Source organism: Acinetobacter sp. YT-02 (assembly GCF_002412355.1).
GTDB lineage: Bacteria > Pseudomonadota > Gammaproteobacteria > Pseudomonadales > Moraxellaceae > Acinetobacter > Acinetobacter towneri.
The window spans coordinates 1-11,750 of sequence record NZ_NOZT01000065.1; the positions used below are offsets into that span (position 1 = coordinate 1).

Consider the following 11,750-nt stretch of genomic DNA (forward strand, 5'->3'; position numbering starts at 1 on the left):
TCATTATGAATCTCTCGAAGTAGATGAGTTCTGGAATTTTGTTGGAAATAAAAAGAATAAACAATGGCTTATTTTTGTTCAAAAGTCATATTTTACCTCGGAGAAACCGGACATTTTTATTGGTGAGAATATAGACACTTTAAATGGGTTCTAACACTCTCTGTTATTCCCAAGTAGAAATGTCCTACCTAATAACCAAATAGAAATGTCCTATATGGACATTTCCAAGTCAAGCACAGGATTTAGATTTCGTTGTTCAATCGCTGTTTTCTGTGCACGTCTGCTTGGCATCTTTTGAGAACGATTACGTTTGTTTTGCTGTTCCAGTTCTTCATGCTGTTGTTGGATATGATTCAGAACAGCACTCAACCGTTTATTCTCAACAATCTCTCGCTGATTCAGCTGACTTAATTTATCGAAGAGGCTGTAATTGATCTTTCGGCCATCATGCATGAGGGCTACAGTACCATCCGGGTATTCCAGGAACTCAAGATACTTACCGATCAACCTTTGATTTTCTTCGGTGTTTTCCAGGAGATATACGCATTTATCATAAGTAATCGTCAGGCTATTGGTGACTCTGCGGGGTTCACGCCAAGTAAAAATATCATCTAATTCTTCGGCTGTTTCAGTGATAGGCCGATGTAGATTCTTAGGATTAAAAGCCATCTTGGCGAACTTCTGATTGAACTGCTCAATGAAGCAGGGTAGCCAGGCATTAGCTTGCTCAATCGAACAGATGCCTTCCAAGCGCATTTCTTTGATCAGACGGTCCTGAAGCGTTCTATTCGCCCGTTCTACACGGCCTTTGGCCTGTGGTGAATTGGCGAAGATGATATCGATATTGAGGGTGCTGAGTACACGTCCAAACTGGGTAATCTTGGTGTCTTTCTTGCTGCTTTGATTCACTCTAAAGACTGAATGTTTGTCGCTGTAAAACGCTAAAGGCTTACCGTGCTGTTCGACATATAAACGTGTTGAAATCATATAGTCAAAGGTTGATTCTGATTCACAGAAGCGTAAATGCTGCAATTTTCCTGTCGCATCATCGATAAACACCAGCAAACAGCACTTAGCAGCGCGTCCTTCAAACCAGTCATGGTGTGAGCCATCAATTTGGATCAGTTCACCAAAGCAATCCCGGTTGTAACGAGGCTGATACGGGCGTTTCAGGCGCTTGGCGCGAGGAATCCACAGATCTGCTGCAATCATCCAGGAACGCAGTGTTTCAACTGAAATATCAAAGCCATGAACGGTGGTGAGCTTTTCATGCGCTAAAGTGGGTCCGAAACCATGGAATTGTTCAGCGACCAGATTGAGGCACTTGAGTCTGAGCTCTTCAGGAAGCCTGGAATTGCTGATTTGGCCACGTGCAGCATGGGCTAATGCAGTTGGACCTTGAGTTTTGTATTTTTGCAATAAACGTCTGATCTGACGTTCTGAAATATGAAGTAGCTGAGCAGCCTGGGGCTGGGTTATGCGTTGATCACAGATTTCTTGCAAGACCGACAATCGTTTAAGTTCTTTATCCGACATAGACACCAACATATCAAACCGTCCGCTAAGAAAATTGCAACAGCGCATATTCTAAAAGCGGACATTTTTACTTTGGAGAAACCGGACATTTCTATTTTGGAGTTACACTCTCGTTTCGTATAACAGCCATTATGTTAAATGAATGATAATTGACATTTTGTTCATTAATACTGATATGCAACGAATTTTATTATATGTCACCCCTCAATTACAAATATAAATGACTGCTCGTCTAATCATCTCCATTACACAATTAAATGTTAAAATGCATAGCTACTTCATCTAAGATAAAATATATGTATCCAAATCTACAGCACAGCTTCGAAAACAGCGTCATTCTCGTTGTAGAAGATGATTATGATATTGGTGACATTCTTGAAAAATACATAAAAAATGAAAACATGCAGGTCATCCGTGCATTGGATGGACAACAAGCTTTAGAGTGCCTAAAAGCCAACTCTATCGACCTGATTCTCCTTGATATTAAATTACCCAAACTAAATGGCTGGGAAATTCTACAAATCATCCGTCAAACAAGTCATTTACCTGTCATTATGCTGACTGCCTTAGATGATCAAGTGAATAAGATCATGGGGCTAAAAATGGGTGCTGATGACTTTATTATTAAGCCATTTAACCCAAACGAAGTGATTGCACGAATACAAGCCGTACTTAGACGAAGTACAAGCCAAAATATGGAAATAACTAATATTATTCGTTATAGAAATATTGAAATTAATCCAGATCATCATCAAGTTTACATTTCAAATGGTCAAAGAAATCAGTTGCTCAACCTTACGTTAACTGAGTATAAGATACTGTTTTTGATGGCAAAAACACCGAATAAAGTCTTTACACGTAATGAATTGATCCAAAACTGTATGCCTGAAAGTGATGCTTTAGATCGCACTGTAGATAGCCATATCAGCAAATTACGCAAAAAACTTGAAGAAAATGATGTAAATGGCTTATTAATCAATGTCCGTGGCGTGGGGTATCGCTTAGATCAAAATCATGAAATTTAACTTTTTTAAAAATTCTGTTGGAATTAACTTCCAGTTTATTATCATGATGAGCCTATTCAATTTAGGCATTACGCTGTTATCTTTCATGATTGGCTATTTTGTTTATAGCTGGGCGATAAAAATAGGTTTTCTAAATACACAAGTTATTAATTCAAATGAATTTTCAGTTACCTCCGTTGACTTTATCTGGCTGTTTTTAGTGCTATTAACAGGCTTTTTTCTTTCTACTATCCTCGCCTTTAAATATGGAAAACGCTATACACAGCCAATTAGTGATTTAGCAGATGTTATTCAACAAATTCAACAAGGCAATTTAGCACTCAGAATTAAACAGCCACATCATGATATTCCACATGAAATCAAGTCTCTTATTGAGAACTTCAATGAAATGGCAAACCAACTTGAAGTATCAGTTAAGAATTCAACTGTTTGGAATGCTGCAATTGCACATGAATTACGAACACCTGTGACAATATTACAAGGTCGCTTGCAAGGTATTGTCGATGGTATATTTATTGCCGATAAAGCTTTACACCTAAGCTTATTGAACCAAGTCGAAGGCTTATCTTACCTTGTGGAAGATTTACGGACACTGACACTTATTGAAAATAAACAATTACGATTAGAACTAGAAAAGACCAATTTAAAAAATAGTATTGAAAAATGTCTGCAGATGTTTAATGAACGGTTTCATGTTAAAGGTTTAACTATTGTTTTAAATTTGACGGATAAATTGGTTTGCGTTGATATAAGAAGGATGGAACAGGTCTTTATTGCATTGTTCTCTAACTTTCTAAGATATTCGAATGCTGGAAAAATAAATATTACATCTGTAACCACAGCAGAACATTGGGTATTGACGTTTGAAGATGAAGGTCCTGGTATTGATGAATCGCATCTTAAACACCTGTTCAAACCCTTCTATCGACTGGAAGACTCTAGATCATGTCTAGATGGCGGTACTGGATTAGGCTTGGCAGTGATTGATGCAATTATTGAAGCACACCAAGGTCATATTTATTATTCTAAATCCAAAAACTTAGGTGGCAGCTGTTTTACTATTCAACTAAATCGTAAGACATCAACTCATTTATAATGTGTTAAGTTCAGATTAATACGGCTTAATTTAAACCATAAATTTAAGATAAATTGATGTCTGAACTTAACCATTCTGTTTGATGATCCTCAAATAAATTTCATCACAATGAATTCTCATCTCGATATTTAGCTAGCATAAAAAATACCACAATGGAGAGTATCCCGATGATAATCCCTGCTGTTAATAATAAATTAACATGAGCTGAACTGAAGGCAATTTTACCTGCGTTAATCAATGCTGTACCTTGTTCAACGGGTAACTGGCTCGCCACTAAATAGGTATCACCAATCGAAAGTCTGGCTTTTTCTGCTAAAACAGCAGTTAAATCTGACGGCACTTGAAGATGACTGCCAAATATATAGGCCATGAAAACACCAAATAAAGTAATACCTAGTCCTGTACCCAGTTCATAACCTGTACTTTCAAGTGAACCTGCCGCACCGCCCTTTTCTGCAGGTACTGAGCCCATGATCGCAATGGATGAAGCTGTTAAACCAATACTCAGTGTTAATCCAATCGAAGCTAAAATAAAGGGAACGATGATTCCCGGATGATGAAAATCTGAATAACTCAAACTGACCAACGCAATTGCTGCCAATATTAATGACATGGTCGCAACCAGACGGAGTCCAAATTTATTGGATAAAAAACCAGCAATAGGCCCGCCAATAGCGGCCGCAACCATAATCGGAACCATAAAAAGACCGGCTTGCAGCGGTGTTAAACGAATGACATATTGCAGCTCCATTGCCAAAGTTAACTCAACCCCTGCCAAAGCGCCTGCAGCAACCATTGCCATAATAATGCCGGCTAAAATAGCAGGACGTGAAAATAGCGAAAGATCTAGCATCGGCTGAGGAGAATTCAGCTGTTTGCGTACAAATATGGTTAATAAGCCGATAGATAAAACGACCAAAGGCAAGACAATCAACAACGACTGTTTACCGCCTAAGCCTGCTTTTAGTGCATATACAAACGAAATCAAACCGACAATCAGCAATAGCGCTTGACCAAATGCCCAATGTCCAGGGGTTATAGCTTCTTTTCGGGACAATAAGAAATAGCACATTGGTGCGACAACCAGCATGATTGGGACGTTAATCAGGAAAACTGAACCCCACCAGAAATATTCTAACAATCCCCCACCAATGAGCGGTCCAATGGCGGCACCGGCTGATCCGATTGTGCCCCAAATACCCAGCGCAATGGCACGTTCGCGACTGTCTTCGAAGGTTCTGCGAATAATACCCAATACACAGGGCATAATCATGGCACCGCCTAATGCTAATAAAGCACGTGCGGCAATCAGCATAGAAGCCGTTTGGGAAAATGCCGCAAGGACTGAGGCAATTCCAAATATAACCAAGCCAATCAGCAGAATCTTACGATTGCCGACACGATCAGCCAAAGTTCCCATCGGAACTAAAAGTCCAGCCATAAGTAATGGATAAATATCAATAATCCATAAGACTTGGTTACTTGTGGCACTCAGCGATTGGGTTAATGAGGGAACCGCAACATGCAGTACAGTCATATCAATCACAATCGGCAGAAATGCAAGCACGACAGCGAGCAATATCCACCAGCGTTTCGGATCAAGATTGGTAGCTTTCATGATTAAACCTATATTGATGGTTTATTAAATCAATTCTGAAATAAAGATGTAAATGAAAGATTTGTTGTGGGCTAAACTCGTTAACCCACAGCTTTTATTCTCAGTTTTGATGCTTAATGTGCCGCTTTACGTTTCGAGAATTTCTCAACCATGCTCATGACGACAATAAAGAAAATCGGTACAAAAATAACAGCTAGAATTGTTGCGCTGATCATGCCGCCAAAGACGCCTGTACCAATCGCTTTTTGAGTTTCAGAACTAGCGCCACTGGCAATGACTAAAGGAATAACGCCACAGGTAAATGCCAAAGATGTCATTAGGATTGGACGTAAGCGCAATTTAGCGGCTGCAACGGTTGCCTCCACTAAACCCATTCCTTCTTCTCTTAGTGCTTTTGCAAACTCAACAATCAAAATAGCATTCTTTGCAGATAGACCAATAATCGTGATCATGCCGACCTTAAAGAAAATATCATTTGGCATACCACGTAACATTACTGCTAAAAAGGCGCCAATCAACCCTAGAGGGACAACTAGCATCACAGAGAATGGAATTGACCAGCTTTCATAAAGCGCTGCCAAGACAAGGAAAACGACTAACATCGACAACAGTAATAAAAACAAGGTTTGTGATTCCGACTGTTTTTCTTCTAGAGAAATCCCAGTCCACTCATAACCCACACCTTTCGGAAGTTGTTCAATCAAATTTTCCATCTCAGTCATGGCTTGTCCTGAAGATATACCTGCTGCTGGACTGCCAGAAATACTCAATGATGGACGACCGTTGTAACGATTGTATTGTTGTGGGGAATGTTGCCAAATTGGAGTAATTATTTCAGACATTGAAACCAATTTACCGCTTTGACTGTTCACCTTAATCTGAAGAATATCTTCAATACTCATGCGTGATTTGGCATCAAGTTGCACAATGACTTGCTGCATACGGTCATGATTTGGAAAATCATTGATATACATCGAACCCATTGAGGTTGAAATAATATCGGTCACATCACTGAAATTAACACCTAATGCCTGCAATTTATCTCTATCAATTTTAAGCTGTACAGAACTGCCATCTGGCAAACCTTCAGGATAGACCTCCGCCACGATTTTACTTTGTGCTGCTAATGCTAAAAGCTGATCTTGTGCTTCTCTTAAAGCAGGCATGCCAATATTGCCACGATCTAATAATCTCAGTGAAAAACCAGATGAGTTACCCAATTCATCAATTGCTGGTGGTAACACAGACATGGTTTGACCTTCTGAACTTTCAGCCATCGCTATATTGGCATTATTCACGACTTCTTGTGCCGTAATAGTACGCTCTTCGAATGGCAATAGATTGGTAAAATACATCGCTGTATTCTGACCAGATCCACTAAAACCAAAACCTAAGACCGCCATATTGTCTTTAATCCCCGTTTCTTGGTCTAAATAATTTTGAAACTCAGCAACGACTTTACGGGTACGTTCTTGAGTTGCATCCGCAGGAAGTTGAATCGAAGTCATAAACCACCCCTGATCTTCTTCTGGCATAAACGCAGTCGGAACGTGTTTAAAACTAAAAATCAGCACAATGACAATGCCTAAGAAACATAACATTGCGAGGGTTTTATGTTTAATTACTTTAAATAAACTGCGTTCATAGCGATTGTTCAGCTTCTCAAAACTGCGATCAAACGATGCAAAAACACCCTTTTTCTGATGGTCTTGATCAATCGGTTTTAACATCGTTGCACATAACGCAGGGGTTAATGTCAGTGCAAGGAAAGCTGAGAATAAAATTGAAACCGACATGGTAATGGTGAACTGACGATAGATAATCCCCACTGAGCCTGACGCCAATGCCATCGGCAAGAATACAGCGGCTAACACTAAGGTGATGCCAATAATCGGATTGGTAATTTCCTTCATGGCTTTAGATGTGGCTTCAACTGGAGATAAGCCTTCTGTCGCCATAATGCGTTCAACATTCTCAATGACCACAATCGCATCATCGACAATAATCCCGATCGCAAGCACCATACCGAACATGGTCAGCACATTAATCGAAAAACCAGCAAGCAGCATGACTGAGAATGTGCCAAGCAATGCAATCGGTGCAACAATCGCCGGAATTAAGGTGTATCGAACATTGTGTAAAAAGATAAACATGACAATAAAAACTAATGCCATAGCTTCAAGCAATGTCATGATTACTTTTTCAATCGAGATTTTTACAAAAGGTGCAGTGTCGTAAGGTATAGAGAATTTCATACCATCAGGCAGTGCTGAACCTAACTGTTCAATTTTCGCTTTAACACCTTCTGCAGTCTTGACAGCGTTGGCACCAGGACTCATTTGTATCGCCACAGCTGTAGAGGCTTTGCCATTTTCTAAAATCGCAAAGTTATACATCTGTGCCCCGATTTCGACACGAGCGACATCCGACAGTCGAACATTGGCGCCATTTTGTTGAGCACGTAAACTAATTTTCTTGAATTGCTCTACAGTTTCTAATTGACCTTGAGCAGTTAAAGGAATAGTAATTTGTTGCCCCGTCAAAGCAGGAACATCACCAATACGACCTGGTGATATCGGCAAGTTTTGGTTTTGGATGGCTGTATTCACATCTTGAATACTCAATCCATAAGAAACCAAACGATCTGGATCGACCCAAATCCGCATGGCTTTTTCAGCACCAAAATTTTGGACTTTACCAACACCGTCAACCCGCTTTAATTCTTCAATCACATAGCGAGTCATATAGTCACTGACATCAATTTCACTATATTTGCCATTCGGTGAACTTAAGCCCACCATCATTAAAAAACCAGACGACGCAGCATCGACCATCAGCCCTTGTTGTCGCACTGTTTGAGGTAAGCGTGACTCAATGGCTTTAATTTTGTTTTGCACATCAATTTGTGCAAGTTCTACATCTGTACCTGGTTTAAATGTTGCGGTGATTGTTGCTGTTCCAGAACTATCTGAACTTGAACTGTAATAAAGTAAGTTTTTGACACCTGACATTTCCCGCTCAATCAAGGTCACAACACTATCATTCAATGTTTTTGGCGTAGCACCTGGATAGATTGCCGTAATACTAATCTGTGGTGGCGCAACACTTGGGAATCGTGCAATAGGTAACTTGGGGATGCTTAGTACACCCAACAGAATAATAAATAAAGCAATCACCCATGCAAAAATAGGACGCCTAATGAAAAATTGGGACATTATTGCTGTCCTCCATTTTCCTTAATATTTGTAGGTTGCCACTGCTTAATTTTTAATTTTTGCTCAGGCTGTATACGATCAGCCCCTTCAACAATGACTTTCTCACCTGCTTGTAACCCTTGTTTGATCACATAGTTATTTTGATAACGTTGACCAAGCTGAACAGGCTTGCTTTGCGCTAAACCTTTTTGATTAACAATCGTAACATTGGCTTTACCACTAATATCATGTTGAATCGCTTGTTCTGGAACTAGGAGCGCATTTTCAACTTGAGCTCGGCTCATATTGACTCGAACATACATGCCTGGCAAAAGTTTTTGATTTTCATTATTGGCTAAAATACGGATTGTGACATCACCCGTATCAGGATCAACTTTAGTATCCGAAAATAGGATTTCACCTGTAACGTTATAAGGTTTACCCTGACTATTTAGGATTTCAACCGTATGTTTGGTATTTGACACGTCACCTTGCTGTAAAGCTTCCTGTAGTTTTTCATAATCACTAATTGATTGCTTTACATCAACATAGACTTTATTAATCTGTTGTATTACGGCCATTGCATTAGTATCACCTTGACCAACTAATGCACCCTCAGTCACTAAGATTTCACCAATCGTTCCCGAGATAGGGGCTGTAACAGTCGCATATTTAAGATTAAGTTGTTGTCTGCTTAACATGGCTTGCATTTGCGCCACATCGGCTTTTGCTTTTTGATAATCTGCTTCGGTATTGTTGTATTCCTGCTGACTAACCGCATTTACTTTTACTAATTCAGTGTAGCGTTTTAACAGCACCTGCAAACGTGTCACCTCAGCTTGTGCACGGTTTAAAGTGGCTTGATTGCTTTTTACATCTGCCTGAAATATTTCAGAATTCAATTTAAAAAGCGGTTGACCTGCTTGCACATAAGAGCCTTGCTTAAAAAGTACTTTATCAACAATTCCACCTACTTGCGGGCGAATTTCAGCAATACGGTAAGCGACAACACGGCCTGGAAGATTTTCAATTAAATTCATGGAATGCGGTAATACCGTGATGGTACTGACAACCGCTGGTGGCATTTCTGTTGGGGACTGTTCAGCATCTTTGGCTTGTGTACAGCCGATTAAAAGTACAGTTGTAATAAGTATTGAACCTATTAAATGATAATGTGTTGACATGCTTTTTCAGAGGGGGGGTTTTAGATACTACTATTTTGAAATAGCAGTGTTTATGAATTGCTGATGTTGTGTGGAGATTGTGTGGAGATTGTGTGGAGAGATTAAAAGATTTATTTTTTAATGACACGCTTAAACAGCGTGGCTTGTAAATTAGTATAAATAATTTTGTTGTTCTACAATTTTGATCGTATCTTAGTTTTTTCTCATAGTTCATGAACTTTAAAATTCTAAACCAAGACTAATATTTATATAAGCAATTGAAAATACAATACATAGTTTCTTTATACACTTATGAAGTGAACTTTAGGTGAACATAAGTTAAATAGAAATTTTTAATTAGTTCAGCACAAACGTACAATCTTTAAGGCCTATAACTCGATACCGTTCTCTCTTTGATGTTTATTGCTATCTAATTGAGTGAACTCTGTGGAAATATTTCTTTATACATTAAGCGTTATGTATAGCCCAGGCCCTGTAAATTTTATGGGGCTAAATTCTGGCCTTACAGGTCAATTAAAAAAGACTATAGGATTTTACCTAGGCATTGGTTTCGCCATGTTGATCTTATTCGTATTGTTTGGCTATATAGGTGAAGCTGTTATTCCACATGGATTGATTCATTATATTGCTTTAGCGGGTGCAATTTATACATTCTACTTGGCTATAAAAATGATTAGGGCGAATGTAGAAACAACTCAACAGCAAGAAAGCCATCTAACATTCTTAAATGGCTTATTTATTCAGTTATTAAATCCAAAAGCCATTCTCGTCATTCTACCTGTTACGACAATTATGTACCCTGCAGCCAAAATCACAGGAATCATGATCTTGATAGTTTCTTTACTGATTTCACTTGGTGCTGTTGGCGCACCATTCACCTATGCTCTGGTTGGAAAAGTATTAGGCAACAAAATTGCTAATCCTATCTGGTTTAATCGGCTAAATAAGCTGATGGGTATACTCTTGATTTTATCAGGGCTTTTTATGTTCAAAGATTTTCTTAATGGAATAAATCTGCTGTAGGACAAATTAGCCGTTCAAATCGAACGGCTATCTTTTAATATTTATCATTTTCCATTGAGTGGGAGTTAAACCAAATGTTTTTATAAAATGTCTGGTCATATGACTCTGATCAAAAAAGCCTGCATTTAAAGCAGCATTAACAATAGACTCCCCTTGAGCAAGGTAGAACTTAACTGTTTCTAAGCGACGCATGATCATATAACGGTGTGGGCTAGTTCCAAATAATAATCGGAAATCACGAGAAAGGCTCCAGCGGTCACGATCAGCATGTTTCTCTAAATCTGACAAACTTAAGTTTTCATGTGGATACGCCAAAATACACTCACGCGCTCTCTCTGCTGCCTTGTAGTCAAATTTTTTGTTTTGGTTAGATGAAGTATCTGAAATTTCACACAGTGTAGTTGCCAAATCAAATAGAGCATCTTCCTCTTCTAGGGTATCCATATAATTATTTATATTATTTAGAAAGCTATCCATTGCCCTAAACAGGCGAATATCATTACTTAAGCCATGTCTGATAAAAGGCAAAGGTTTACCCTTTAAAATGGTTTGGATCATCGCTGGTTCGGTGTAAATCATTCTATAGCGATAGCCATCTAATGTTCCTGATTCACCATCATGCTTTTCATCCGGGTGTAGAACCATAGTCATGCCTGGCAAGCTATGTTGCAATGTACCTTTGTAATGAAAGTTTTGAACTCCGGAAAGAGTCCTGCCAATAGCATAAGTATCATGTCGGTGAGGTTTATAAGCATAATTGGAAAGAAATGCTTCAATTCTTTCTAATTTATGATTTTGAGTGGGGGATCTCACAATCCAATTATTTCCACTGGAGAAATCAGGCATAATTGATGGCCAATTTTTCGTAGATTCTATTGTAGATTATTTTTCACTTTTCCTAAAATTAACATAATACACGTTATACGTAATGCTTGATATTTCTCTTTAAATATCATTATATTAAAGCAAGCCGTTCTGAAATATAGGGCACCAGCAGAGCGGCTTTTTATTGATTATTCATGTTCCACGCTTAAAATTCGAACAGTGTTTCATGATTTTTATAAGTTAAACTAA

At 38.7% G+C, this 11,750-nt stretch carries 8 protein-coding genes and 1 pseudogene; 4 read left to right on the forward strand and 5 right to left on the reverse strand.

What is annotated here, in order from left to right:
- Positions 1 to 76: pseudogene (locus CF596_RS14635) on the forward strand (IS1 family transposase); the annotation flags it as partial.
- A 134-nt stretch (positions 77 to 210) separates the two neighbouring features.
- Here the strand turns inward: CF596_RS14635 and CF596_RS13350 are convergent.
- Entirely contained in the window at positions 211 to 1,536 is a 1,326-nt protein-coding gene (locus CF596_RS13350) for an ISNCY family transposase (RefSeq protein WP_096902756.1), read from the reverse strand.
- A gap of 296 nt (positions 1,537 to 1,832) precedes the next feature.
- On the opposite strand from CF596_RS13350, the gene adeR reads away from it, so the two are divergent.
- Together adeR and adeS are read left to right on the forward strand one after the other, a co-directional pair.
- Positions 1,833 to 2,561 carry an efflux system response regulator transcription factor AdeR gene (adeR, locus tag CF596_RS13360; protein WP_032073130.1) on the forward strand — a complete coding sequence of 243 codons (729 nt, stop codon included), beginning with the start codon at positions 1,833 to 1,835 and terminating at the stop codon, positions 2,559 to 2,561.
- Complete coding sequence (adeS, locus tag CF596_RS13365; protein WP_032073131.1) at positions 2,551 to 3,657, forward strand: two-component sensor histidine kinase AdeS; 1,107 nt, start codon at positions 2,551 to 2,553, stop codon at positions 3,655 to 3,657. The genes adeR and adeS overlap by 11 nt, the downstream gene beginning before the upstream one ends.
- A gap of 103 nt (positions 3,658 to 3,760) precedes the next feature.
- On the opposite strand, the gene CF596_RS13370 is transcribed toward adeS, so the two are convergent.
- From CF596_RS13370 to CF596_RS13380, 3 genes are all read right to left on the reverse strand, one after another.
- The gene (locus CF596_RS13370; protein ID WP_032073148.1) at positions 3,761 to 5,275 is read right to left on the reverse strand and encodes an MFS transporter; all 1,515 of its coding nucleotides are present in this window, start codon (positions 5,273 to 5,275) and stop codon (positions 3,761 to 3,763) included.
- A gap of 113 nt (positions 5,276 to 5,388) precedes the next feature.
- Positions 5,389 to 8,493, reverse strand: coding sequence for a multidrug efflux RND transporter permease subunit (locus CF596_RS13375; protein ID WP_270915313.1), 3,105 nt, complete (start codon positions 8,491 to 8,493; stop codon positions 5,389 to 5,391).
- Positions 8,490 to 9,653 carry an efflux RND transporter periplasmic adaptor subunit gene (locus CF596_RS13380; protein WP_032073150.1) on the reverse strand — a complete coding sequence of 388 codons (1,164 nt, stop codon included), beginning with the start codon at positions 9,651 to 9,653 and terminating at the stop codon, positions 8,490 to 8,492. The genes CF596_RS13375 and CF596_RS13380 overlap by 4 nt, the downstream gene beginning before the upstream one ends.
- A gap of 426 nt (positions 9,654 to 10,079) precedes the next feature.
- On the opposite strand from CF596_RS13380, the gene CF596_RS13385 reads away from it, so the two are divergent.
- The gene (locus CF596_RS13385; RefSeq protein WP_074163998.1) at positions 10,080 to 10,676 is read left to right on the forward strand and encodes a LysE family transporter; all 597 of its coding nucleotides are present in this window, start codon (positions 10,080 to 10,082) and stop codon (positions 10,674 to 10,676) included.
- 27 nt (positions 10,677 to 10,703) lie between these two features.
- Here CF596_RS13385 and CF596_RS13390 read toward each other — a convergent pair whose 3' ends face one another.
- On the reverse strand, positions 10,704 to 11,522 hold the full coding sequence (locus tag CF596_RS13390) for an AraC family transcriptional regulator (RefSeq protein WP_096902758.1): 819 nt from the start codon (positions 11,520 to 11,522) through the stop codon (positions 10,704 to 10,706).
- Positions 11,523 to 11,750 lie beyond the last annotated feature (228 nt).

Coding starts and splice junctions, on each gene's coding strand:
- CF596_RS13390 (WP_096902758.1), bottom strand. CDS start 11,522: ATGCCTGATTTCTCCAGTGGAAATAATTGGATTGTGAGATCCCCCACT.
- CF596_RS13370 (WP_032073148.1), bottom strand. CDS start 5,275: ATGAAAGCTACCAATCTTGATCCGAAACGCTGGTGGATATTGCTCGCT.
- adeR (WP_032073130.1), top strand. CDS start 1,833: ATGTATCCAAATCTACAGCACAGCTTCGAAAACAGCGTCATTCTCGTT.
- adeS (WP_032073131.1), top strand. CDS start 2,551: ATGAAATTTAACTTTTTTAAAAATTCTGTTGGAATTAACTTCCAGTTT.
- CF596_RS13380 (WP_032073150.1), bottom strand. CDS start 9,653: ATGTCAACACATTATCATTTAATAGGTTCAATACTTATTACAACTGTA.
- CF596_RS13350 (WP_096902756.1), bottom strand. CDS start 1,536: ATGTCGGATAAAGAACTTAAACGATTGTCGGTCTTGCAAGAAATCTGT.